Raw genomic sequence first — 22,777 nt, 5'->3', positions numbered from 1 at the left:
AGCATATTTTTTACGCTATCAGTAACGGCCTGCCCGCGTAAGTCCGCGATCCGTGCCGCCATATCGCACCTGCCGCATGGCAAGAACGGTCAGCCGAATTCCTCCGGATAAAATTCCCGATACCACTTCGCGAACCGGGCAAGCCCATCCTCCAGCATTACCTCGGGATGATAGCCCGTCAGCGCGTGGAGCTTGGAGACATCCGCGTAAGTCGCCGTAACGTCTCCCGGCTGCATCGGCTTCATGATCTTCACCGCCTCCCGGCCGAGAACTCTCTCCAGCGTCTGTATCATGTCCATCAGCCCCACGGGGCGGCTATCGCCGATGTTGAGGATGCGGTGATCCCCCTGAGGCGGCGGATTATCGAGCGCCCCGATCACGCCATCGACGATGTCGTCGATATAGGTGAAGTCCCGCGCCATCCGGCCTTCGCCGTAAACCTCGATCGGCTCTCCGGCCATGATCTTCCGGGTGAACTTGAAATAGGCCATGTCGGGCCTGCCCCAGGGGCCATAGACGGTAAAGAAGCGCAGGCCGGTCTGCGGAAGATCGAAAAGATGGGTGTAGCTCTGGCTCATCAGCTCGCAGGCGGCCTTGGTGGCAGCATAGAGCGAGGCAGGCTTGTCCACCCGCTCGTCCTCGCAAAAGCCCTGCCCGCCCATCGGCCGCTCCCCATAGACAGACGAGGACGAGGCATAAACGAGATGCCGGAAGCCCGGCACGTGGCGGCTGGCCTCCAGCAGGGAAAGATGGCCGGCCAGATTGGAATGTTCGTAGGCGAAGGGCTGCTCAAGGCTGTACCGCACCCCTGCCTGCGCGGCGAGATGGACGATCCGCGTTACGCCATTGGCGCGCACCATCTCCGCCATGGCCGGAGCATCTGCTATATCGCCGTGGTGGAAGGCGAATTCGCGCCGCCCGTTGAAGGTCGCCAGACGAGCTTCCTTGAGAGAAACGTCGTAATAATCGTTGAGATTATCGACCCCGATGACCCGCTCACCCCGCTCCAGCAGCCGGTGAGCCACGGCATGGCCGATAAAACCGGCCGCACCGGTCACCAGAATCGGGCCATCTTCCTGCACTTTTCATTTCCCCTGTTTTCCGGCCCTGTTTTCCCGCCGTGTTTGCCGAAACCGGCATGGATGGCCCTGCCTGCGGATCAGTCCGATCCAAACAGATCGCGCGTGAAAACCTTGTCCTTCACATCCTCGATCGCGGGCATCATCCGGTTGGCGATGATGATGTCGCATTCCTGCTTGAACGCGTCGAGATCGCGAACCACTTTCGAACCGAAGAATTCCGCTTCCGCCATGGTCGGTTCGTAAACCACGACCTCGATCCCCTTGGCCTTGATGCGCTTCATGATCCCCTGGATCGACGATTCCCGGAAATTGTCCGATCCGGCCTTCATCACCAGCCGGAACACGCCGACCTTCCTCGGCTTCTTCGCGATGATCTGATCTGCCAGAAAATCCTTGCGGGTGCGATTGGCATCGACAATCGCACGGATGAGGTTCTGCGGCACTTCCGAATAATTGGCGAGAAGCTGCTTGGTGTCCTTGGGCAGGCAATAGCCGCCATAGCCGAAGCTGGGATTGTTGTAGTGCCGTCCGATGCGCGGATCGAGGCCGATCCCGTCAATGATCTGGCGCGTGTCCATTGAACGGGCCATGGCATAGCTGTCCAGTTCGTTGAAGAAGGCCACCCGCATCGCAAGATAGGTGTTGGCGAACAGCTTGATCGCCTCCGCCTCGCAGGCGTCGGTGAAGAGAATCTCCACGTCCTTCTTGATCGCCCCTTCCAGCAGCAGATCCGCAAAGACCCGCGCCCGTTCCGAACGTTCGCCCACGATGATGCGCGAAGGATGGAGGTTGTCATAAAGCGCCCGCCCCTCGCGCAGGAATTCGGGGCTGAAGATCACCTGCGAAGTGCCCAGACGCTCGCGCACATCGTCAACGAAGCCGACCGGAATGGTCGATTTGATCACGATCGTGGCGGAGGGATTGGCCGCCATCGCCAGCTTGATCACCGCCTCGACCGAGGAAGTATCGAACTTGTCGGTTTCCACATCGTAATTGGTCGGCGTGGCCACGATCACGAAATCGGCGCCTGCCAGCGCTTCCTGCGGATCGAGAGTCGCCATCAGAGTGAGCGGCTTAGTCGCCAGGAACTCATCCAGTTCCGCATCCACGATGGGCGATTTGCGCGCGTTCAGCATCTCCACCCGCTCGGGCGAAATATCCACCGCAACCACATCATTGTGCTGTGCGAGCAGGACGGCATTGGACAATCCGACATAGCCCAGGCCGAAAACGGCAATCTTCATTTCGGGATACTCACGTAATTTGCAGGCGAATGACCGGCCACGGACAATGATCGGCTCCGGCCTAAGGAGTCGCGGACCGGGTGGTTACGCTTTCAGGCGCATGGCCTGCAAGAGGGGGGTGAGAAGGCGCCCCGAAATGGCGACGCCCCAGAATCCGGAGGGTAGAGGATCGTTGCAGGCCCGGGGCGCTGATCAGCACCGGAATATGGACGCTCTGCAAGGCTATGCCTCCGACATTGTCACCATTCCTCCTGCGCGGGCCGACCGCATTCCGATCGCAGGCGACGTGGCCTAGCCTTCATCTCGCTGTTTGCGCAATTTCTGCAGCAAGTCGTGCGGGATCATTGGCCGTGCAAAATAGTAACCCTGACCATACTCGACCCCCATGCTCCGAAGAGCCTCCGCCTGTTCGCGCGTTTCGATCCCTTCCGCGATAATCCCCAAATGAAGATGCTTTGCCAGATCGACGATCTTGTTGGTTACGCGGCCCACTTCTGAATTTGTCCCGATTGCACCGACGAACAATTTGTCGATCTTCAGCAAATCGAGCTTCATCTTGGCGACTGACGCTAGACTGGAATAGCCGGTCCCGAAATCGTCGACAGCCACCTTGACACCCGTTGCGCGCAGCAGCCCCAAAGTCGCCTCGGCTCGCTCGGCATCCACCACGCTGCGCTCGGTCACTTCCACCACGATTTGCCCCGCATCCAGACCCGAACGTCTGATCAAGAAGTTCAATCGTTCAGCCAGATCGGCCCGGTGAATATCCTGCGAAGAGATGTTCACGGCGAAATGGAATTTGGGATCGATCTTCAGGATGGCCTGCGCATCCGCTACCAGCAGGTCCAGGACCTTGTCCGTGATGAGGGTAATGATCCCTGCATCTTCGGCCAGAGGTATGAACTGGTCGGGCGACATTCTGAGATTGCCTCGATCGCTCCATCGAACCAGAACCTCGGCTCCGACGATTTTCTCATCTTCCAGCCGAACCACCGGCTGATAATGCAGCTCAAACTCCCCTCGTTTCAGCCCCGACCGGATCAATGCCGGCCAGGATGTCCAGCGGCGAGCGCCATCGATCAGAAGCAGGGACAGAAAAACCCCCACGATCAATCCGATGGATATGAGGATCAGTGCCGCCCGGTTCACGTAGCTGTAAAAGCTCGCATTGGATTGAACTACGATTGCCCCGATGTCGTATTTTGGCGAGCGGACGATTGCGATCTGCCGGTTTCCATCGCGGAAGGTTTCATATGGGAGCTGCGAACTGCGCACATAGCGGCGGGGGACATCCCCCCTCTGCATCAGGATTTCTCCCTTTGACTTGCTGAACAGCGCAACGGACATGCTCGGATAATCTTTCACGAAGCTCAGGGCCAATTGCTGGTGGATTACGGCCACCCCATGGCCTCTCTGGACCACGAAATACCGGTCACTCGGGTCGAGAAGGACTACGTTCCTCCTGATCCGTGCCTGGAGCGACGAAGTCATTTCGGGTTCGCCAAGGTCGAATAGGCGTTCGCTTCCTCCAATTGAGGAACAGCGCATCACGTTTCCATCCGCCCACCCTACTGCTTGCAACAGCGTGGATTCCAGATCGATCTGCCGCATGAGATCGACACCTTCACGATCACAGGGGCGATCCGCTGGAAGCCTGTTGATGGCGTCTGTCGCGGCGGCAAGCTGATTGCCCGTCTCTTCGCCTTGCACCAGAGCGACTTGCGCCAGCCCCAGTGCCCGACTTTCGGCCCGTTCCTCCGATTCTTCCCGTGCCAACCCGATCGCGGCTGCAACCGGCAGACCGATCGCGACACAAACACCCAGAGCTATGACGAGGGTGACGCTGTTAATCCGCGTCATGGGCCTACTGATCCGTAATTCTATATGGATCAACCGGATAGTTGTGCTGCGGCAGCCCAACTCCGGAAGAACGTAGCTGTGCTATCGTCCGGACGAGCCGTGCTTCCACAACACAAGACAAAAATAATGGCCTCCCCGCTTCACGCAGTTCCATCCTGGCTCCGATTATATATTTCGACCCTTATGCGCCTAAAACTAGGTTGAAATCGTTTCATCGGAGTAAATAGGTGGTAAATCCGCAATTAACTACGATTTTTCGAGTTTCTGCCGAATTCCGCCCGCGCCAGATCAGCTGGCGAACTGAATATCGCCAGTTGACTGTTTCAGAATTCACAATCCCTAAGTATCTGAGAACCTGCAACTTCTGACACGTTCTGGCAAAGAAGTCTGATGTTCTGTCCCTTGAAGAGCGATGCCGCCTTGCCTTGGGTCGCTTCGGTCAGCGATGCCTGAACACTCGGGAGCTGGTTTGACGGGCCAAGCACAAGAACCGACCTGTTCCTGAAATCCAGATCGATGCGCTCAATCTTCCCCGAAACAAGCAGGGGACGCTGGGCATAGTGCTGCCGCGCAGCAGCTTCGTTCGCGTCATATGCCCTGGAGAGTTCGTCTGCGGTCACTTCCAGCGGCGGCGCAGCGGCCGAAGCAGTGTCACTGCCTGATACACCGCCTGCGCCCTTGCTTTCATCGCCGCCAGCCCTTGCTCCGATCACCATCAGCACCACCAGCGCGCCAACCACGATGGAGCCGATCCTGAGCCAGCCCGTCTTGTTCGGCTGCCCGCCTTCACCACTCATGCAATCCCCCAACTAATTGCCCTGCACCCCTGCAACAGCGCCTAACCCGGCCGATCACGTGCAATTCCCCAAACACGCGCAGGCAAAAGAGACGCCGGCCACACGGACCGCACCACAGCGGCGGCGTGCGCATAATGGCCCACGCGCCCATCCGATATAATTGGATCAATCTCCAGCAAGTAAAACCAGCAATCCCGCAAGCGTTCCCATCGTCAGCCGCTCAAGCGGGAACTGGAAGCGGGATTACTCATTCGACACGGCGCTGCTGAGAAACCGGATGCATCGATGAAGAAGGCAGACCGATCATCGGCCAAAAGACCGTGCCGAAAGACCGTGCCAAAAGACAGGGGAAGAGTGCCGCCGGACACCGTCAAGGAGTCTCACGCGCCCCGCGCAGATGCCGCGGCGAGCAGGGTAATGGCCAGCCAATCCAGGGAGTTAGCCAAAACAGGACCGCAACCCATCGAAAGGAAACGATAATGTCCGGAATATGGATGCCCCGTGAGGATTCGAACCTCAATTGACGGAGTCAGAGTCCGTAGTCTTACCATTAGACGACGGGGCAACGCGGGGGGTGCCTCTAGGGCGGGTTCCGCGGTTGGTCAAGGCCCACTTCCACTTCTTTCACGCGCCTTGCCCCATAACCCGCATGGCGCTAGCTTGTCGGCCAGGTACCCCCCTTTGAAGGGCGGGCATAAGAACAAGAAAGAATTCGAGTATGGCGGATGTGATTCCGCCGGACAGGCAGCGGGACGCTGCGCAACGATCGGGCCGGGGCAAGCGGAAAAGCAAAGCCCGCAAATCCGGTCCTGAGAGCAGGCAATCCCGCGCTTCCGGCGACAAGCAGGAAGCAAGGGCGAATACGCCCGACACAGGTGGACGCGGCCGGCCAGGCTTTTTGCAGGCCGTTGGGAATCCGCGCGGCGGCAATATGCTGCCTCGCAATTCCTATGCCGCGATCGACCTTGGCACGAATAATTGCCGCCTCCTGATCGCGCGGCCTTCCGGCGCCAATTTCACGGTGATCGACGCCTTCAGCCGCGTGGTCCGGCTGGGCGAAGGGTTGGCCCAGACCGGACGCCTTTCCGACGAGGCAATGGAGCGAGCCCTGTGCGCCCTGAAAATCTGTTCCGAAAAGCTCAAGCGGCGCAATGTCCACCTCGCCCGCTCCGTGGCGACCGAGGCCTGCCGTCGGGCCAGCAATGGCGATGAATTCATCGAGCGCGTGAAGCGCGAGACCGGCATCGTGCTGAACGTGATTTCCGCCGAGGAAGAGGCCAGGCTGGCCGTGCTGGGCTGCCACATCCTGCTGGAAGACGGGACGGGCCCCGCCGTGATCTTCGACATTGGCGGCGGATCGACCGAGCTGGTGCTGATCGAGCAAGGCGGGCCGATTCCCGCCATCGTGGACTGGCAGAGCGTGCCTTGGGGCGTCGTTTCCCTCACCGAGACCTGCGGCCATGACGAATCCTCCGCCGAGGCGCGCTTCGCCCGCTACAGCGAGATGCGCCGGCTGGTGAGCGAGAGCTTTGCCCCCTTTGCAGAGCGCATTGCCTCCGCCCGCGCCCCCGAATTGCGCCTGCTGGGCACCAGCGGTACGGTAACGACGCTGGCCAGCGTGCATCTCGACCTGCCGCAATATGATCGCAAGGCAGTCGATGGCTTGATCGTTCCATCCGATTCGATGCGCGCGATCAGCAGCCGCCTGTCCACACTCTCCCCGGCAGAGCGCAAGCAATTGCCCTGCATCGGCAATGAGCGGGCGGATCTGGTGGTGGCAGGCTGCGCGATTCTCGAATCGATTCTCGACATCTGGCCCGCGCCCCGGCTGGGCGTGGCAGATCGCGGCATTCGCGAAGGCATCTTGCGCAGCCTGATGAGCGCCGACAATGAAGGCGAACAGGCGCGCGCCCATCTGCGCCGGTTGAAAAGGCAAGCATCGTGACCCGTTCCGGACGCAATCCCGAAAAGCGGGTCAAAACCGCTCGAGGCCGCACAGCCTCCTCGAATCGCTGGCTGTCGCGCCAGCTCAACGATCCCTATGTGAAGCAGGCCAAGGCGGAGGGCTATCGCAGCCGGGCCGCCTACAAGCTGATCGAGCTGGACGAGAAATTCGGCCTGTTGAAGGGCGCGCAGCGCGTGGTGGATCTGGGCATCGCCCCCGGCGGCTGGAGCCAGGTGGTGCGCAAGATGGCACCGCGCGCGGCCATTGTCGGGATCGATCTGCTGCCCACGGAGCCGATAGAGGGCGTAACCATCTTCCAGATGGACTTCATGGCCGACGAGGCGCCGGAAGCGCTGGAAGGGGCGCTGGACGGCCCTCCTGACCTCGTCCTGTCCGACATGGCGGCGAATACCGTGGGCCATAAGCAGACAGACCATCTTCGCACCATGGGGCTGGTGGAAACCGCCGTCGATTTCGCGATCCAGACGCTGGCGCCCGGCGGCGCCTTCGTGGCCAAGGTCTTTGCCGGCGGAACCGATTCCGAGCTGCTGACGCTGCTGAAGCAGAACTTCGCCACGGTAAAGCACGCCAAGCCGCCTGCGAGCCGCAAGGGCTCTTCCGAATGGTACGTCATCGCGCAGGGTTTCAAGGGGCGCTGAGGGACTCAGCCCTCGCAAGCGCCAGATGACAACTCACGTTCAGGCCGCGAAATGCTTCGAGAGGGAAGGTTTCACGCTGCCTCAATCGTCACCCTGAACTTGTTTCAGGGCCCATTTCTCCTGATCGATCCGCCGCTTGTGAGGATAAATGGATGCTGAAACGAGTTCAGCATGACGACAACGGATGGTAAAGTTCCTCCGCATCGAGCATCCGCAAGTAACAAACAAAAAGAGCGGGAATTACCCCGCCCTTTTTCAATTTCGGTACTGCGCGCCGGATTATTGAGCGGCGGGAGCAGCTTCCGCAGCCGGAGCTTCCGAACCTTCCGCAGCTGGAGCCTCGCCTTCCGCAGGAGCGGCGGCGGCATCGGCGGCCGGAGCTGCGTCAGCGGCGGGAAGCGGCAGGTTGGAACCCTTCGTGTTGAGATAGGCGATCAGATTGGCACGATCTTCCGGATTGGAAAGACCGGCAAAGCTCATCTTGGTGCCATTGGCGAAACCGCGCGGGCTCTTCAGCCATTCGTCGAGGTTTTCGAAGGTCCAGGTGCCACCATGACCCGCAAGGGCGCTGGAGAAAGCGAAACCGCCACGGCCCTGGGCGATGCCTTCACCCACAACCGCGAACAGATTCGGGCCGATGCCATTGGCGCCGCCCTGATCGATCGTGTGGCAGGAGACGCACTTGGAGAATACTTTCTCCCCCTTGGCCGGATCGGCCGAGGCGAGAAGCGTGTTCAGCGACGGGCCCGAGCCCGCGCCTTCTTCCGCGACGCCAGCGATCGGGAAGCCCATCTCATGCGGAGGATGGTGCTTGTCGGCCTGAAAATACATGCCGCTCAAGATCGAAAGGCCGAGGGCCACGATACCTGAGAAGAGAAGCCATCCGGCGAAGGTGTTGAAACGGTCGGTCATCCGTGATCTGTCCGGGCGATTGGAGTTTGGGCGCCGCTCTAGTCAGCCCCCGCGCGCTTCGCAAGTGTCAACGTGACTTGTTCGCGTCGCTGACTGCGTTTAGGCGCTTGCCGCAATGCATAGCTTCCCCGCCCCCGCACTCGCTTTGGTCGAGCAGATGACCGCTTCGGCAGCCCAGGAACCGGCACGCGCCATATCGTTTCAGGGCGCGCCGGGCGCCAATTCCCACCGCGCCGCGCTGGAATATGCGCCGGAATGCCTGCCATTGCCGTGCTTCAGCTTCGAAGACGCGCTGGACGCGGTGAAGGCAGGGCGCGCCGGGGCCGCGATCATTCCGATCGAAAATTCGCAGCATGGCCGCGTGGCGGATATCCACTTCCTGCTGCCTGAAAGCGGCCTGTCGATCGTTGGGGAAATTTTCCTGCCGATTTCCCACACGGTTATGGGAATCGGCCCCGGCCCCTATTCCGCCGCCTACAGCCATCCGCAGGCCTTGGGCCAGACGCGCCATTATCTGCGCAGCCACGGCATCGTGCCGATGGCCTATGCCGATACGGCAGGCGCGGCGGCCTATGTGAAGGAAATGGGCGATCCCACGGCCTGCGCCATCGCCCCCCGGATCGCGGCCGATCTCTATGATCTGACCGTGGCGGCCGAGGCCGTGGAAGATGCGCATGACAACACCACGCGCTTCGTGGTGCTGGCCAAGGAACCGCTGGACCCCGCCACTCTGGAAGGCGAACCGGCGATGACCACTTTCGTCTTCGAAGTGAAGAATGTGCCTGCCGCGCTCTACAAGGCACTGGGCGGCTTTGCCACCAATGGCGTGAACATGACCAAGCTGGAAAGCTATCAGGCAGGCGCCAGCTTTGCCGCGACCATGTTTTTTGTAGATATTGTGGGCCGTCCGGGCGAACCCAACGTGGACCGCGCGCTGGAAGAACTGACGTTCCATTCCAAGTCGGTCCGCCTGCTGGGCAGCTATCGCATGGCGCGCGAACGCGGATAAACGCCGCCCGGTCCAAATCGGGCCGAGTGGGCGCTTGCACCGCCTTCGTGCCCATGCCACCACTCCCCTCGTGACGAGGGCATCGGGCGAAATCGCTGGGGGAACGGCCGCCGGGTCCGCATCGGATGCGGTGCGCGATTGGGAAGCGGTGCGCGCCAGCGGCGACATCCAGTTCGCCCCGGTAAAAATGCCCGAACAGGCCCCTCCGCCCGACTGGCTGGTGCAATTCCTGAAATTCCTGAAATTCCTGGGCGAATTGCTGCGCCCCGCGGCAGAGGCGCTGGGCGTTTCCTGGCCGGTGTTCAAATGGGTGCTGCTAGGCATCACGGTGCTTTGCGCGCTCGCCCTGCTGTGGCGGCTGCTTGCCCCGATCGCGCGGATTCGCTTCGCTCGCTCCGCTGACGAAACGGGGGATGAGCCTTCCTGGGTGCCTGACCGGGGACAGGCGATTGCCCTGCTGGAAGATGCGGACCGTCTGGCGGCGGAAGGCCGCTTCGACGAGGCGGTTCACCTTCTGCTTCAGCGCAGCGTCAGCCAGATCGCGCAGGCGCGGCCCGACTGGCTGGAGCCTTCCAGCACCGCGCGGGAAATCGCCGCCCTGCCCGCTTTGCCGGACCGCGCCCGAAGCGCCTTCGCCGCGATTGCCGAACGGGTGGAACGCAGCCTGTTCGCCCTGCGCCGACTGGAGGCCGAGGACTGGAACGCGGCCCGCGCCGCCTATGCCGATTTTGCGCTTTCCGACCTGAGGCTGTCTGATCTGAGAGCGGGAGGCCGGGGATGAGCGCGCCTGCCGGTACGGCCCCTTTCTCCTCCCGGACAGTGCTCGGCCTGCTGGTGTTCGGCGCGCTCGCTTTCATCGCGGCGCTCTGGTTCATGGGTGCGGGCCAGTTGGAGCAGAAGGGCAATGATGGCGGCGGCCATGCGGCGGGAGACGGCCTTAACGGCTATTCCGCACTGGCCGAATTGCTGGAAAAGCGCGGCCACGAAGTGGGCACCATCCGCAATGCCGCGAATCTTGATCCTGAAGGCCTGCTGATTCTCACCCCGCCTGCCCATGCCGATGTGGAAGAGATCAACCGGATCATTTCCGAACATCGCCATACCGGGCCCACGCTGCTGGTCCTGCCCAAATGGCAAGCGGCGAAACTACTGCAAAATCCCGCCATAAAGGCCAGGGATGGCTGGGTGGCGCTGCTGGGGGCCGAAAGCCCCCCCTGGGCAGGCGAAGTGGGGGAAAAGGGCCTGCTTGCCGCTGCACTCAACAAGGCCACTCCCACGGAGCCGGGCTGGACCGGGCTGGGCCTTTCCGGGCGTTTCCCGCAGCCGGGCGCGGTGCAGACGATGGCTTCGCGCGCCATCGTGCCGCTGGTAGCGGACGAGCATGGGCGCATGCTGGCGGGTTTCTGGAACGATGGCGGCTATTACCCCGATCTGGCCAATTCCGCCGGAATGGAGCCGCTGGATGAAGAGGGACAGAATGAAGACCTCTGGCCCGTGGTGATCGTGGCCGAGCCGGACCTGCTGGACAATTACGGCCTGGCCGACCGCGACCGGGCGATGCTCGCTCTCGCCATCGTCAGCGCCACGCTGGAAGATTACGATCTGCCGATCTCTTTCGACCTGACGCTGAACGGGCTGGGCGCCGGTCCTAACCTGCTGGCGCTGGCCTTCACCCCGCCCTTCCTGGCCGCGACCTTATGCTTCCTCATCGCCGCGATCATCGTCGCCTGGCGGGGAATGAAACGCTTCGGCCCGCCGCTCGCCGCACTGCCGGTCTTCGCCTTCGGCAAGCGCCAGCTGGCCACCAATGGCGCGGCGCTGATCCAGCGTTCCCGGCGGCTTTACCTGCTGGGCGCGCCCTATTCCGCGATCCTGCGCGGCAAGGTGGCGCATCTGCTGGGCATTCGCGCGGGCGCCGACCCCGCGCTGACCGAAAGCGAGATCGACCGGGTGCTGGAACGCCGCGGCATCGAACCCGCCAATTTCTCGACCCATGCCGAGGCGCTGCGCGCCGCGCGCACTCCGCATGATTTGCTGCGCCATGCGCATGCTCTGAAGACCATCGAAAGGAAGCTTGCCCGATGACCACGACGCTCGCAGATGTCCGCGCGCTGGCGGATGCCATCCGCGCCGAAATGGCCAAGGCGGTAGTGGGCCAGAACGACACGATCGAACATCTGCTGATCGCGCTGGTCAGCCAGGGCCATGTGCTGATGGAAGGCCCGCCGGGAACGGCCAAGACCTTCCTTGCGCAATGTTTCGCCCAGACGCTCGGCCTCGATTTCGGGCGCATCCAGTTCACGCCGGACCTGCTGCCGGGCGATATTCTGGGCTCCAACCTGTTCAACTTCCAGACCAGCCAGTTCACCCTCACGCGCGGGCCGATCTTCTGCGAGCTGCTGCTGGCCGATGAAATCAACCGCACCCCGCCCAAGACGCAGGCCGCCCTGCTGGAAGCCATGCAGGAACGGCGGGTGACGCTGGATGGCGAAACCCACGCCCTGCCCAATCATTTCATGGTGGTGGCGACCCAGAACCCGATCGAGAATCAGGGCGTCTATCCCCTGCCCGAGGCCCAGCTGGACCGCTTCCTGTTCAAGCTGCTGATCCCCTATCCCAGCGCCGAGGAAGAGGCGCAGATCGTCGCCCGTTTCGGGGAACGCAGCGGCCCGGCACATCCCGGCGATTTCGGCGTTTCGCGCGTGACGGACGCCGCCACGCTCAATGCCGTGGCAGAGGCGGCGAAGGCGGTTACACTGGCGCAGGAAGTGATCGACTATATCGTCCGCCTGATCCGCGCCACGCGCGAGACGGCGGAACTGGCCAGCGGCGCATCGCCCCGCGCCGCCGTGCTGCTGGCCAATGCGGCCCGCGCCCGCGCGGCACTGGCAGGCAGGGACTATGTGCTGCCTGACGATGTGAAGGCGCTGGCCACTGCCGTGCTGCGCCACCGCCTGCTGCTTTCCCCGGTGGCCGAGATCGAAGGCCGGCAGGTCGAGGAGCTGGTGGCGACGCTGGTCGAACAGACCGAGGCACCGCGCTGATTCGATGACTGACGCCGCCGCATGATCGTCCCCTCCGCCCGCGCTCTGGTTCTGGCTGCGCTCGCCGCGCCCGTGGCGCTGCTGGTGGCCGCCAGCGCGCCCGGCGCGTGGATCGTGGCCCCGGCGGCGGCTTTCGCCCTGCTGGTGCTGGTCCTGCTCGACGGGCTGGTGGCGGGCGTGCTGACCGACCTCAGGGTAATCGCCCCGGCCGATGCGGAAGTGGGGCAGGAACTGCCCATCACCGTGCTGGCGGATATTGGCGGGCGGCGGATGGGCGGGGCGCCGGAAGCGGCCCTGTCTTTCGATCCGCGGCTCGGCCCCGGCGGGCGCGTGCAATTGCGCCTGTCCCGGGACGAGACCGGCAGCGCCTATGCCGGCAGCGTGAGCCTGGTCCCCAGCAGGCGCGGCATCGGCGAAGTGAGCCGTATCTGGCTGCGCTGGCCGGGCCCGCTGGGCCTTGCCCACCGGCAGGTGGAGCGCGAACTGGATACGCAGATCCGCATCTGGCCGGACCTTTCGCCGGTCCGTTCGCCTGCGCTGCAAACCTATCTGCGCGATGCCCAGTTCGGCCTGATCGCCCGGCGCATCCGGGGCGAAGGCACTCAGTTCGAGGCTTTGCGCGAATATGAGCCGGGCATGGACCGCCGCCGGATCGACTGGAAAAGCTCCGCCCGGCAGACCCGGCTCTATGCCCGCGAAAATGAGAGCGAGCGCAACAACCAGATCGTGTTTGCCTTCGATTGCGGGCAGGCCATGTGCGAGCCGGTGGACGGCTTGCCGCGCATCGACCGCGCGGTTTCCGCCGGGCTGACCGCCAGCTATGTCGCGCTGAAAGGCGGGGACAAGGTGGCCCTGTTCGGCTTCGGCCAACGGCCCGAGCTGTTCACTCCCTTCGTTACCGACAGCCGCCAGTTCCACCGGCTGCAAAGCGCCGCCGCCCAGCTGGATTATCATTCGGCGGAACCCAATTTCACTCTGGCGCTGGCCACGCTTTCCGCGCAGCTGAAGCGGCGTTCGCTGATCGTGCTGTTTTCGGACTTCACCGATCCCACCAGCGCGCAGCTGATGGTGGAAAGCGTCAGCCGGCTGGTGCAGCGCCATCTGGTGCTGTTCGTGACCATGGAGGATACCGAGCTGGCGACGCTGGCCAATGCCGATCCCGAAACGGTGAACGATGTGGCCGTGGCCGTGACGGCGGGAACCCTCGCCCGGCAGCGCGCGATCGTACTGCAGAAGCTGCGCCAGCTGAATGTCGATGTGATCGAGGCACCGTGGCAGGCGCTGACCTATCGCCTGATCGACCGCTATCTGGAAATCAAACGCAGCGGGAGCATCGGATGAAGCCAATCACCGCCCTCTTCCGCTCAAAACCCATCGAGGAACTGCCCGATATCGAGGCCGCCGCCCTGCGCTCCGACCGGTTCCGGCTGGAGCGCGAGCAGGACTGGAAGCGACTGGAGGCGATCCTCAAGCGGATGGAGAGCGGGCGCCTGCGCAAGGTGCCGGACGAGGATCTGCTGGAGCTGCCCGCACTTTATCGCACCGCGGCCTCCAGCCTGGCCATTGCGCGCGAAACCTCGCTGGACGCCGCGACCCTGGCCTACCTCGAATCGCTGGTCCAGCGCGCCTGGTTCCAGGTCTATGGCCCGCGCAGTTCCTTGATCGGCTGGCTGCGGCGCTTCTTCGGCGGCGGGTGGAGCGCGTCGGTGCGCGAATTGTGGCTGGAAATCTGCATCGCGCTGGCGGTGATGGTGGCCGGCACGATTGTCGGCTGGGTGCTCTCCGCGCGGGACGAGGCATGGTATTACGCGCTCGTCCCCACCGATTTTGCGGATTCCCGCGTGCCGGGCGCATCGCGCGAAGTGCTGGATAAAAGCCTGAGCGGCGTCGAGAAGATTGACGGGCTGTCGTTCTTTTCCGCCTTTCTGTTCAGCAACAACGCCAAGGTGGCCATCCTGGCCTTCGCACTGGGTTTCGCCTTCGGCATCCCCTCGCTGATGCTGCTGATGCAGAACCTTGCGACTTTGGGAGCGATGCTGTGGCTGTTCAGCCAAGCCGGGCTGACACTGGACTTTGCCGCCTGGCTTTCGATCCATGGCACCACGGAACTTTTCGCGATCCTGCTGGCCGGGGCCGCCGGGCTGCATATCGGCCGTTCCATGGCCTTTCCGGGCAATCGCACGGTGGTGGCCGCCGCTGCGGAAAGCGGGCAGCGCGCCGCGCAGGTGATGGCAGGCGTGGTGTTGATGCTGGTGGTGGCCGCCCTGCTGGAAAGCTTCGCTCGCCAATTGGTGACCGATACGGGGATGCGGCTGGCGATTGGCGGCACCATGCTGGCCCTCTGGCTGGCCTATTTCTTCGCCTTCCGCCGTAGCCCCGGGGACATCGGCGAATGAGCCGGGCCCGTGCCCTCCGCCGGCCGGACCGGCGCAAGCGCGTGCTGGTGACGCCCGAAGGGCTGAGCCTGCCGCTGACCATCGCCAGCCGGGGCGCACGCGCTTCTGCGCTGATGCTGGACCTCATCATCATGGGCGTGATCCAGATAGCCGTCACTCTGGCCCTGCTGGGGATAGTGATCGGACTGTTCGGGGAGGGACAAAGCGCGGCGATGGAATTCCTGGGAGTGGTGTGGATCATCGCCATGTTCCTGTTCCGCTATGGCTATTTCCTCTATTTCGAACTGGGCCCGCGCGGGGCGACGCCGGGCAAGCGCCTCACCGGCATCCGCGTTGCCGCACGCGATGGGGGGCGGCTGAGCGTGAATGCGGTGATCGCGCGCAACCTGCTGCGCGATATAGAAATATTCCTGCCCCTGATCTTCCTGATGAGCAGCGCGGGCCAAGGCGGCGCGGCCAATTGGGCCAGTTTCGCCTGGCTGGCGATTTTCCTCCTGTTCCCCTTCTTCAACCGTGATGCGATGCGCGCGGGCGATCTGATCGCGGGAACCTGGGTAGTGGAAGTGCCCCGGCGCAAGCTGGAACAGGCCATGTCGCTGGGTGAGGCAGCGCGCGGGCGTTCCGTGGCCACGGGCGCGCAATATCGCTTCGGCGAGGCGGAGCTTTCGGTCTATGGCGAATATGAATTGCAGACGCTGGAACGCGTGCTGAGGGAGAATAATCCCGAGGCGCTGGTGGCGGTAGCCACGGCGATCTGCAACAAGATCGGCTGGTCGGCCGGGTCGGGCGATGAAAGGGCCTTCCTCGAAGCCTTCTACGCCCAGCTCCGCGCCCGGCTGGAAAGGGACATGCGCTTCGGCAAGCGCAAGGCGGATAAATTCTCATGAGCGATACCAGGACGACGATCACCCTGCGCCCGGCGACCGAGGCGGATATTCCCGCCCTTGCCGCGCTGGGCCGCGAAAGCTTCATCGCCAAGTTCGGCCATCTCTATTCGCGGGAAAATCTCGACCGGTTCCTTGGCGAAACCTTCAGCGACGAAGCCATTGCAGGCGAGCTGGCCGATCCGGGCCGGCTCTATTGCCTGGCGGTGGACGATGCGGGCGAGATTGCCGGCTATTGCAAGATCGCCTTCAAGAGCGGCTTCCCCGAACATGCGCGGGGAAATCGGACGATGGAGTTGAAGCAGCTCTACGCCGCGCCTGACCGGCTGGGGCAAGGCATCGGCGCGCTGCTGATGGACTGGGCGATGGAACAATTCCACGCCCGCGGCGCGGATGAAGTGCATCTGTCGGTCTTCTCGGAAAATACCGGCGCCCACAAATTCTACCGCCGCTATGGCTTCGACAAGCTGGCCGATATCTACTTCTGGGTGGGCGACCACCGGGATGACGAGTTCCTGTTCGCACGGATGCTTTAGGCGATCGCGGCTTTGCCCTCGCAAGCGATGCGATTGATAATATCGTCATCCCAGCGAAAGCTGGGATCGTTCTCGGCTGAATGTGCGGGTGCGTCGTGAGCGCCTGGACCTACATTCTCGCCAACAAGCCCAAGGGGGTGCTGTATATCGGCGTGACTGCCGACCTCGCCCGGCGGATGATGCAGCATCGTGCCGGAATCGGATCAGCATTCTGCCGCAAATATGGCATCCAGCGGCTCGTACATGCCGAAGAGCACGGCGACATTCATGCTGCTATCGCACGCGAGAAAGCGATGCAGGCATGGAAACGGGCATGGAAGATCGAACTGATCGAAACCGCCAATCCCGGTTGGGACGATCTCTTCGAACAGATGATATAGCCGCCAGCGATCCCAGCTTTCGCTGGGATGACGACTGTGGGAGCCCGCCCTAAGGCTGGCCCACACGCCTCGGCTCGGTGAGGATCTTGTCCCGCGCACTGCGCACATCGCCCGAGGCGAACTGGTCGTGCAGGCGTTCACGGTCATTGGCGCGGAAAACGTCCTCCGCCCGCTCGATCTCGTCCTGCCCCAGCCCCAGATTTTCCAGCGCCAGCCGCCCCATCGCCACGGCCGATTCCAGCACTTCGCGCATCACGTAGTTCACCGGGCTGCCATGCAGCGCAATCACACTGCGCCGGTCGAACCCGCGCACATAGATCGCCGCCTGCGGAAATGCCTCATGCACCGCCTCGATCAGGCCGGGCTCTGCCTGGTCGCGATCGATGCAGAAAGCGATCAATTGCGCATCCGCCGCGCCGGCCTGGCGCAACACGTCCAGCCTTGTACCGTCGCCGAACCACACCCGCGCGCCGAATTGGCCCGCCACATCGATCATCCCCACATCGCGGTCGATCAGCGTGACGGGAATGCCGCCAGCCATCAGCATCTGCGCCATGGTCTGCCCGAAGCGGCCATAGCCCACGACCAGCGCCCGCGCGCCATCGGCCTTGGGGCCATCCCGCGTGGCGAGCTTGGCATCGGGCACCTGCCGCACCCGCTTGGTCGCCAGCATCAGGAAGGGCGTTGCGGCCATGGACAGGGTGATAATCGCGCCGAACAGGCTGGCCGCCTCCGGCTCGATCAGCAGCGCATCCTGCGCCTGCGCGAACAGAACGAAGCCGAATTCGCCGCCCTGGCTGAGCAGCAGGCCAAGGCCCAGCGCACTGCGCCAGGGCATGCGGAACAAGGTGGCGATGCCGAAGATCACCGCCGTCTTGGTGGCGATCAGCGCCGCAGCCATGGCGGCCACGAAAATGGGATGGTCCGCAATCGCCCGCAGATCGAGCAGCATGCCCACCGAGAGGAAGAACATGCCCAGCAGGATCGAGCGGAAAGGCTCCACATCCGCCTCAAGCTCATGCCGATAGGGCGAATCGGCAAGCATGACGCCAGCGACGAAGGCGCCCAGCGCGGTCGAAAGCCCCAGCATTTCCATCAGCGCGGCCGCCGCGATCACCGTGAACAGGGCCGTGACGACGAACATCTCACGCTCGCCCAGATTGCCGATCAGGCCGAACAGCGGGCGGATCAGGAAGCGGCCCGCAGCGATCAGCCCGGCAATGGCGGCAATGGTATAGAGCACCAGCAACCAGCCCGGTGGCCCACCCGCATCCGCCGGATTGCGGCTCATGGCGGCGATCACGGTGATCAGCGGGATGATCGAGAGATCCTGGAACAGCAGGATCGCGAAGGCCCGCTCCCCAAAAGGCGTGCGCAGGCGCCCCGCCGATTGCAGCATGGGCAGCACCTGCGCGGTTGAGGAAAGCGCCAGCGGCAGGCCCAGCGCCAGCGCGGCCGCAGTAGTGAAGCTGGTGGAGTAATAGACGATGGCGCTAACCGCCAGGCCGCACAGAACCACCTGCAGCACGCCCAGCCCGAAGATCTCCCGCTTCATCCGCCACAGGCGCGATGGGGAAAGTTCCAGCCCCACGATGAACAGCAGCAGGACGATGCCCAGTTCGGCAATGCCGATCTTCTGTTCCGCATCGCCCACAAGGCCCAGAACCTGCGGTCCGACCACTGCCCCCGCCACCAGATAGCCCAGCGTGGCGCCCAGCCCCAAGCGCCGGAATACGAGCACGAAGAACAGCGCGAAGCCGAGCATCAGGAACCCGTCATGCAGCAAGGATGCCTGGCCCGCTTCTTCCATCTAACCGTCTTTCCGATAAGCCCGTTGGGCACGCTTCTTGAGCCGATTCCCACAGAGGCGCAACCCGCCGTGCGGCCGATGAGCGAAGGACGCGGGAAGCCAAGAAGTTGGGCGCTCCCCTCCATTGTCCGGAGGCCCCGCCGCGTCCATTCCCCGCCCATGCAGATCATCGAACCCATCGTCGCGCTGGATGCGCGGGCCGAACTTGGCGAAAGCCCCATCTGGCATGCGGACGAGAAGCGACTCTATTGGGTCGACATCTTCCGCAACGAATTGCACCGCTTCGATCCTGTCACGGGCATGGATGAAAGCCGCCGCTTCGATCAGGCGCTGGGCTGCTTCGCCTTCCGCGCAAAGGGCGGCTTCCTGCTGGCCATGAAGGACGGGCTGGCAACGCTGGATAGCTGGGATGCGGAGCCGGTGCCCTATGGGGAGCAGATGCTGGCGGGGAAGGACGATTTGCGGCTCAACGATGGTTGCACCGATCCATCGGGCCGCTTCTGGGTCGGCGCTGTGAACGAGGCGAAGAGCGCTCAAGACGCCGCCCTCTATCGGGTGGATGGCGATGGCACCGTGACCCTGATCGAAAGCGGGATGACCACCTGCAATTCCGCCGGTTTTTCCGCCGCCGGCACGATGTTCTGCCATGCCGACAGCCCCACTCACACACTGCGCGCCTATGATGCCGATCCGGTGAGCGGCACGCTTTCCAACCGGCGCATTCTGCACAGCTTCCCCGAAGGCCAGGGCACGCCCGATGGCGGCTGGTTCGATGTGGAAGGCTGCTATTGGGTGGCGCTGTTCGGCCTGTCAGACGGGGGCGGCAAGGTCGTGCGCCTTTCCCCGCAGGGCGAAATCCTGACCACCGTCGAGATCCCCACGCACCGCACCACCATGATCGGCTTCGGCGGGGATGACATGCGCACCGCCTATGTCACCAGCGCCCGTGCGCTGATGAGCGATAGCGAGCTGGAGCGGCATCCCTATGCCGGTGCGATCTTCTCTTTCCGGGTGGACATTCCCGGCGTGCCCGCCACGCCCTTTGCAGGATAGGGGCCGACCGCCCCGATCCGTCATTGTAGGGCAACACGCTTGCCTCTATATCGCGGGCCATGTCTTCCATACGCCCCTGGCGCGATATCATGCGCCGCAAGAGCCGCCAGATCATGGTCGGTAATGTCCCCGTTGGCGGCGATGCGCCGATCACGGTGCAGACCATGACCAATACGCTCACGTCCGATCCGGTGGCCACGATCGACCAGATCCGCCGCTGCGAGGAAGCGGGCGCGGACATCATCCGCGTTTCCTGCCCGGATGTGGAGAGCACTGCGGCCTTCAAGCAGATCGCCCGCGCCGCCCGCGTGCCGCTCGTTGCGGACATCCACTTTCACTACAAGCGCGCGCTGGAAGCGGCAGACGCGGGCGCGGCCTGCCTGCGCATCAATCCCGGCAATATCGGCAGCAGCGAACGCGTGGCCGAAGTGGTGCGCGCGGCCAAGGCCAATGGCTGTTCGATCCGCATCGGCGTGAATGCGGGCAGCCTTGAGAAAGACCTGCTTGAAAAATACGGCGAGCCCTGCCCCGAGGCGCTCGTCGAAAGCGCGCTCGATCATATCAAGCTGCTACAGGATCACGATTTCCACGAATACAAAGTGGCCGTGAAGGCCAGCGACGTATTCCTGGCGGTCGCCGCCTATATGCAACTGGCCGACGCGGTTGATTGCCCCCTGCACCTTGGCATTACCGAGGCTGGCGGGCTGATCGGCGGCACGGTGAAAAGCTCCATCGGCATCGGCAATCTGCTGTGGGCCGGCATTGGCGATACGATCCGCGTCTCCCTCTCGGCCGAGCCGGAAGAGGAAGTGCGCGTCGGCTATGAAATCCTCAAGAGCCTGGGCCTGCGCACGCGCGGGGTGCGCGTCGTCTCCTGCCCCAGCTGCGCGCGGCAGGGCTTCGACGTGATCCGCACCGTCGCCGCGCTGGAAGACCGGCTGAGCCACATCAAGACGCCGATGAGCGTTTCGGTGCTGGGCTGCGTGGTCAACGGGCCGGGCGAAGCACGCGAGACGGACATCGGCATCACCGGCGGCGGCGCGGGCAAGCACATGGTCTATCTCTCGGGCGTGACCGACCACCATGTGAACGATGCCGACATGCTCGATCACATCGTGAAGCTGGTGGAAGCCAAGGCGGCCGAGATAGACGCGGGCACTTCCGTCAGCATGGATACGCTGCACGGGAAGGCGGCATGATGCGCAAGGCGGATCAGGAGGTGCTGCCCGTCACCAGGGACGCCGCCCTGCCCGCCACGCGCAAGCCATCCCTCTCGCGCGGCGCAGTCGCCACCGGGGCCAGCGCCACGGGAGCATCGGCCACCGGCGCGGCGGCACTGGGCAGCGGGGCCATCGGGGCGATTGCCATAGGTGCCTTCGCGCTGGGTGCTTTCGCCGTGGGCGCGCTTGCCATCGGGAGGCTGAACATCGGCAAGGCCCGCATCCGCAAGCTGCGGATCGACGAGCTGGAAGTGGGCCGCATCATCCAGACTGGCACTGACGGGAAATGAGCATTTCCATCCGGGCGGCCACTCCCGCCGACATGCCGCTGATCGCCTCGCTGATCCGGGCACTGGCAGACTATGAAAAGCTCGCCCACGAAGTCCGCTTTGACGAGGCGGTGCTGGCCGAGAAATTGTTCGGCTCTCGACCTTACGCCGAAGTGCTGATCGGGGAGGTTGATGGCGAAGCGCGCGGCTTTGCGCTGTTCTTCCATAATTTCTCCACTTTCGAAGGGCGGCCGGGGATTTACCTGGAAGATCTGTTCGTCATGCCCGAAGCGCGCGGCGCGGGGCTGGGCAAGGCGCTGCTGACCGAACTTGCCCGGCTGGCGGTGGAACGCGATTGCGCCCGGCTGGAATGGTGGGTGCTGGACTGGAACGAGCCTTCCATCGGCTTCTACAAATCGCTGGGCGCGAAGATGATGGACGAATGGACCGTGATGCGCGTGGACGGCGATGCGCTGACCGCGCTGGCGGGGCAAGGGCGATAGGCCGCTGAACAACTGGTCATCCCGGCGAAAGCCGGGATGACGAAGGGGAAGCCCCCAACACCGCCGCTCACCATTCATTTTCCTCTCACGAATTTTATGGCATAATAGCGCCATGAGCACGGCATTCGACAGACGAAATCTGCTGAAGGTCGCAGGCGCCGCCGCCGCAATGGCCGCCCTGCCCACGCGCGCCTTCGCCCAGGCTTCCCCCCTTTCGGAGCGGGACCGCAAGCTGCTGGACATCGCCCGGCGCGAAGTGGACCGGGCGGGCAGTACCCTGTGGCGCACGGATATTGTCGGCATTGCCGATTACGGCGTCCATTCCGCCATTCCGCGCTTCCATTTCGTCAACCTGGAAGCAGGCAATGTGCGCAGCTTCCTGGTGGCCCATGGCACAGGATCGGACCCGGACCATTCGGGCTTCCTGCAGCAATTCTCGAATATCGAAGGCTCCAACGCCACCAGCCGCGGCGCCTATATCACCTGGGAATGGTACAAGGGCAGATACGGCACCTCGATCCGCCTCGGCGGGCTGGATCAGGACAATTCCAATGCGCTGCCCCGCGCCATCGTGATGCATTCGGCCGATTACGCCACACAGGCCCATGTCGAAAAATGGGGCCGCCTCGGCCGCTCCAACGGCTGCTTCGCCATGAGCCCGGAGGACTTCAACGAAGCCCTGTGGCACCTTTCGGGCGGGCGGCTGCTTTATGCGGATCGGCTGGGGCTGGTCTGAGAGCGACATTACAGGCACTGGCGGGGCGTGTTTCCGGTTCGCGCAAAGACCGCAAAGCGCGCGAAGATGTGGCGCTTGGCCTCATTAGTTCGTCATTCCCGCGAATGCGGGAACCTAGCAGCAACCATTGAACTGGGTTCCCGCGTTCGCGGGAATGACGAGGGGGCTGAGTTTAGCGCAGCCCCTCAGCGTTCTTCGCGCTCTTTGCGCGAACCCAATAATACTCACGCGGAGACGCGGAGGCGCAGAGGGAAAGCGCCCAGCCGCTCCTGCGCCTCTGCGAGCGCCCACTCTCTCTCCGCGCCCCCGCGTCTCCGCGTGAAACCCTTCCACATCACCCCACGCAATCCGGCCAGCGGTCCCCGCCTTCGCCCGGAGGACGATTGACAGGATTGGCGTTTTGAATTGACATTGCGAACCGTTTCGGTTATATGCCCC

22 protein-coding genes and 1 tRNA gene are annotated in these 22,777 nt (G+C 63.4%); 16 read left to right on the top strand and 7 right to left on the bottom strand.

Annotated elements, in window-relative coordinates; genetic code table 11:
- Positions 1-89: 89 nt before the first annotated feature.
- From H0274_RS11155 to H0274_RS11135, 5 genes are all read right to left on the bottom strand, one after another.
- Positions 90-1,082, bottom strand: a complete 993-nt coding sequence (locus tag H0274_RS11155; protein ID WP_226795512.1) for an NAD-dependent epimerase/dehydratase family protein — start codon at positions 1,080-1,082, stop codon at positions 90-92.
- A 77-nt stretch (positions 1,083-1,159) separates the two neighbouring features.
- On the bottom strand, positions 1,160-2,326 hold the full coding sequence (locus H0274_RS11150; RefSeq protein ID WP_226795511.1) for a nucleotide sugar dehydrogenase: 1,167 nt from the start codon (positions 2,324-2,326) through the stop codon (positions 1,160-1,162).
- A 291-nt stretch (positions 2,327-2,617) separates the two neighbouring features.
- Complete coding sequence (locus H0274_RS11145) at positions 2,618-4,186, bottom strand: EAL domain-containing protein (protein ID WP_226795510.1); 1,569 nt, start codon at positions 4,184-4,186, stop codon at positions 2,618-2,620.
- Positions 4,187-4,509: 323 nt separating this feature from the next.
- On the bottom strand, positions 4,510-4,983 hold the full coding sequence (locus H0274_RS11140; protein WP_226795509.1) for an OB-fold putative lipoprotein: 474 nt from the start codon (positions 4,981-4,983) through the stop codon (positions 4,510-4,512).
- A gap of 491 nt (positions 4,984-5,474) precedes the next feature.
- Positions 5,475-5,548: transfer RNA gene (locus tag H0274_RS11135), tRNA-Gln, on the bottom strand.
- Between the two features lie 153 nt (positions 5,549-5,701).
- On the opposite strand from H0274_RS11135, the gene H0274_RS11130 reads away from it, so the two are divergent.
- Complete coding sequence (locus H0274_RS11130) at positions 5,702-6,928, top strand: Ppx/GppA phosphatase family protein (RefSeq protein WP_226795508.1); 1,227 nt, start codon at positions 5,702-5,704, stop codon at positions 6,926-6,928.
- Entirely contained in the window at positions 6,925-7,587 is a 663-nt protein-coding gene (locus H0274_RS11125) for an RlmE family RNA methyltransferase (RefSeq protein ID WP_226795506.1), read from the top strand. Before H0274_RS11130 ends, H0274_RS11125 begins: the two co-directional genes overlap by 4 nt.
- Before the next feature lie 279 nt (positions 7,588-7,866).
- Here H0274_RS11125 and H0274_RS11120 read toward each other — a convergent pair whose 3' ends face one another.
- Complete coding sequence (locus H0274_RS11120) at positions 7,867-8,499, bottom strand: c-type cytochrome (protein ID WP_226795504.1); 633 nt, start codon at positions 8,497-8,499, stop codon at positions 7,867-7,869.
- A 115-nt stretch (positions 8,500-8,614) separates the two neighbouring features.
- Between H0274_RS11120 and H0274_RS11115 the strand changes: the two genes are divergently transcribed.
- The 9 genes from H0274_RS11115 to H0274_RS11075 all read left to right on the top strand — a co-directional run bounded on the left by H0274_RS11115 (position 8,615) and on the right by H0274_RS11075 (position 16,748).
- Positions 8,615-9,508, top strand: a complete 894-nt coding sequence (locus H0274_RS11115; RefSeq protein ID WP_226795503.1) for a prephenate dehydratase — start codon at positions 8,615-8,617, stop codon at positions 9,506-9,508.
- Between the two features lie 70 nt (positions 9,509-9,578).
- Positions 9,579-10,289 carry a hypothetical protein gene (locus tag H0274_RS11110; RefSeq protein ID WP_226795501.1) on the top strand — a complete coding sequence of 237 codons (711 nt, stop codon included), beginning with the start codon at positions 9,579-9,581 and terminating at the stop codon, positions 10,287-10,289.
- Positions 10,286-11,593 (top strand): DUF4350 domain-containing protein, encoded by a 1,308-nt coding sequence (locus tag H0274_RS11105; protein ID WP_226795499.1) that lies wholly within the window; start codon positions 10,286-10,288, stop codon positions 11,591-11,593. Before H0274_RS11110 ends, H0274_RS11105 begins: the two co-directional genes overlap by 4 nt.
- A complete protein-coding gene (locus H0274_RS11100) occupies positions 11,590-12,552 on the top strand; it encodes an AAA family ATPase (RefSeq protein ID WP_226795497.1) in 963 nt (320 codons plus the stop codon). The genes H0274_RS11105 and H0274_RS11100 overlap by 4 nt, the downstream gene beginning before the upstream one ends.
- 21 nt (positions 12,553-12,573) lie before the next feature.
- The gene (locus H0274_RS11095; RefSeq protein ID WP_226795494.1) at positions 12,574-13,893 is read left to right on the top strand and encodes a DUF58 domain-containing protein; all 1,320 of its coding nucleotides are present in this window, start codon (positions 12,574-12,576) and stop codon (positions 13,891-13,893) included.
- Positions 13,890-14,948 carry a stage II sporulation protein M gene (locus H0274_RS11090; protein ID WP_226795493.1) on the top strand — a complete coding sequence of 353 codons (1,059 nt, stop codon included), beginning with the start codon at positions 13,890-13,892 and terminating at the stop codon, positions 14,946-14,948. The genes H0274_RS11095 and H0274_RS11090 overlap by 4 nt, the downstream gene beginning before the upstream one ends.
- Positions 14,945-15,835, top strand: coding sequence for an RDD family protein (locus H0274_RS11085; protein ID WP_226795491.1), 891 nt, complete (start codon positions 14,945-14,947; stop codon positions 15,833-15,835). The genes H0274_RS11090 and H0274_RS11085 overlap by 4 nt, the downstream gene beginning before the upstream one ends.
- On the top strand, positions 15,832-16,368 hold the full coding sequence (locus tag H0274_RS11080) for a GNAT family N-acetyltransferase (RefSeq protein ID WP_226795489.1): 537 nt from the start codon (positions 15,832-15,834) through the stop codon (positions 16,366-16,368). The genes H0274_RS11085 and H0274_RS11080 overlap by 4 nt, the downstream gene beginning before the upstream one ends.
- Before the next feature lie 80 nt (positions 16,369-16,448).
- Positions 16,449-16,748: a GIY-YIG nuclease family protein gene (locus tag H0274_RS11075; protein WP_226795487.1), complete on the top strand. Its 300-nt coding sequence runs from the start codon at positions 16,449-16,451 to the stop codon at positions 16,746-16,748.
- A gap of 49 nt (positions 16,749-16,797) precedes the next feature.
- Here H0274_RS11075 and H0274_RS11070 read toward each other — a convergent pair whose 3' ends face one another.
- Positions 16,798-18,558, bottom strand: coding sequence for a cation:proton antiporter domain-containing protein (locus H0274_RS11070; protein WP_226795484.1), 1,761 nt, complete (start codon positions 18,556-18,558; stop codon positions 16,798-16,800).
- 159 nt (positions 18,559-18,717) lie between these two features.
- Between H0274_RS11070 and H0274_RS11065 the strand changes: the two genes are divergently transcribed.
- From H0274_RS11065 to H0274_RS11045, 5 genes are all read left to right on the top strand, one after another.
- Positions 18,718-19,611 (top strand): SMP-30/gluconolactonase/LRE family protein, encoded by an 894-nt coding sequence (locus H0274_RS11065; protein ID WP_226795481.1) that lies wholly within the window; start codon positions 18,718-18,720, stop codon positions 19,609-19,611.
- A 59-nt stretch (positions 19,612-19,670) separates the two neighbouring features.
- The gene (ispG, locus tag H0274_RS11060) at positions 19,671-20,810 is read left to right on the top strand and encodes a flavodoxin-dependent (E)-4-hydroxy-3-methylbut-2-enyl-diphosphate synthase (RefSeq protein WP_226795478.1); all 1,140 of its coding nucleotides are present in this window, start codon (positions 19,671-19,673) and stop codon (positions 20,808-20,810) included.
- Entirely contained in the window at positions 20,807-21,121 is a 315-nt protein-coding gene (locus H0274_RS11055) for a hypothetical protein (protein ID WP_226795476.1), read from the top strand. The genes ispG and H0274_RS11055 overlap by 4 nt, the downstream gene beginning before the upstream one ends.
- Entirely contained in the window at positions 21,118-21,603 is a 486-nt protein-coding gene (locus tag H0274_RS11050; protein WP_226795473.1) for a GNAT family N-acetyltransferase, read from the top strand. Before H0274_RS11055 ends, H0274_RS11050 begins: the two co-directional genes overlap by 4 nt.
- Positions 21,604-21,715: 112 nt before the next feature.
- Positions 21,716-22,339 (top strand): murein L,D-transpeptidase catalytic domain-containing protein, encoded by a 624-nt coding sequence (locus tag H0274_RS11045; RefSeq protein WP_226795471.1) that lies wholly within the window; start codon positions 21,716-21,718, stop codon positions 22,337-22,339.
- Positions 22,340-22,777 lie beyond the last annotated feature (438 nt).

The sequence above is a fragment of the Fulverythrobacter ferritrahens genome (assembly GCF_020539485.1).
Lineage (GTDB): Bacteria > Pseudomonadota > Alphaproteobacteria > Sphingomonadales > Sphingomonadaceae > Andeanibacterium > Andeanibacterium ferritrahens.
This window is presented reverse-complemented; position numbering and strand designations above follow the sequence as displayed.

What these genes read in the sequence shown, in the direction of transcription:
- H0274_RS11140 (WP_226795509.1), bottom strand. Translation starts at nt 4,983, where the DNA reads ATGAGTGGTGAAGGCGGGCAGCCGAACAAGACGGGCTGGCTCAGGATC.
- H0274_RS11130 (WP_226795508.1), top strand. Translation starts at nt 5,702, where the DNA reads ATGGCGGATGTGATTCCGCCGGACAGGCAGCGGGACGCTGCGCAACGA.
- H0274_RS11050 (WP_226795473.1), top strand. Translation starts at nt 21,118, where the DNA reads ATGAGCATTTCCATCCGGGCGGCCACTCCCGCCGACATGCCGCTGATC.
- H0274_RS11045 (WP_226795471.1), top strand. Translation starts at nt 21,716, where the DNA reads ATGAGCACGGCATTCGACAGACGAAATCTGCTGAAGGTCGCAGGCGCC.
- H0274_RS11085 (WP_226795491.1), top strand. Translation starts at nt 14,945, where the DNA reads ATGAGCCGGGCCCGTGCCCTCCGCCGGCCGGACCGGCGCAAGCGCGTG.
- H0274_RS11120 (WP_226795504.1), bottom strand. Translation starts at nt 8,499, where the DNA reads ATGACCGACCGTTTCAACACCTTCGCCGGATGGCTTCTCTTCTCAGGT.
- H0274_RS11150 (WP_226795511.1), bottom strand. Translation starts at nt 2,326, where the DNA reads ATGAAGATTGCCGTTTTCGGCCTGGGCTATGTCGGATTGTCCAATGCC.
- H0274_RS11075 (WP_226795487.1), top strand. Translation starts at nt 16,449, where the DNA reads ATGTGCGGGTGCGTCGTGAGCGCCTGGACCTACATTCTCGCCAACAAG.
- H0274_RS11055 (WP_226795476.1), top strand. Translation starts at nt 20,807, where the DNA reads ATGATGCGCAAGGCGGATCAGGAGGTGCTGCCCGTCACCAGGGACGCC.
- H0274_RS11090 (WP_226795493.1), top strand. Translation starts at nt 13,890, where the DNA reads ATGAAGCCAATCACCGCCCTCTTCCGCTCAAAACCCATCGAGGAACTG.
- H0274_RS11105 (WP_226795499.1), top strand. Translation starts at nt 10,286, where the DNA reads ATGAGCGCGCCTGCCGGTACGGCCCCTTTCTCCTCCCGGACAGTGCTC.
- H0274_RS11065 (WP_226795481.1), top strand. Translation starts at nt 18,718, where the DNA reads ATGCAGATCATCGAACCCATCGTCGCGCTGGATGCGCGGGCCGAACTT.
- H0274_RS11080 (WP_226795489.1), top strand. Translation starts at nt 15,832, where the DNA reads ATGAGCGATACCAGGACGACGATCACCCTGCGCCCGGCGACCGAGGCG.
- H0274_RS11145 (WP_226795510.1), bottom strand. Translation starts at nt 4,186, where the DNA reads ATGACGCGGATTAACAGCGTCACCCTCGTCATAGCTCTGGGTGTTTGT.
- ispG (WP_226795478.1), top strand. Translation starts at nt 19,671, where the DNA reads ATGTCTTCCATACGCCCCTGGCGCGATATCATGCGCCGCAAGAGCCGC.
- H0274_RS11070 (WP_226795484.1), bottom strand. Translation starts at nt 18,558, where the DNA reads ATGGAAGAAGCGGGCCAGGCATCCTTGCTGCATGACGGGTTCCTGATG.
- H0274_RS11095 (WP_226795494.1), top strand. Translation starts at nt 12,574, where the DNA reads ATGATCGTCCCCTCCGCCCGCGCTCTGGTTCTGGCTGCGCTCGCCGCG.
- H0274_RS11115 (WP_226795503.1), top strand. Translation starts at nt 8,615, where the DNA reads ATGCATAGCTTCCCCGCCCCCGCACTCGCTTTGGTCGAGCAGATGACC.
- H0274_RS11100 (WP_226795497.1), top strand. Translation starts at nt 11,590, where the DNA reads ATGACCACGACGCTCGCAGATGTCCGCGCGCTGGCGGATGCCATCCGC.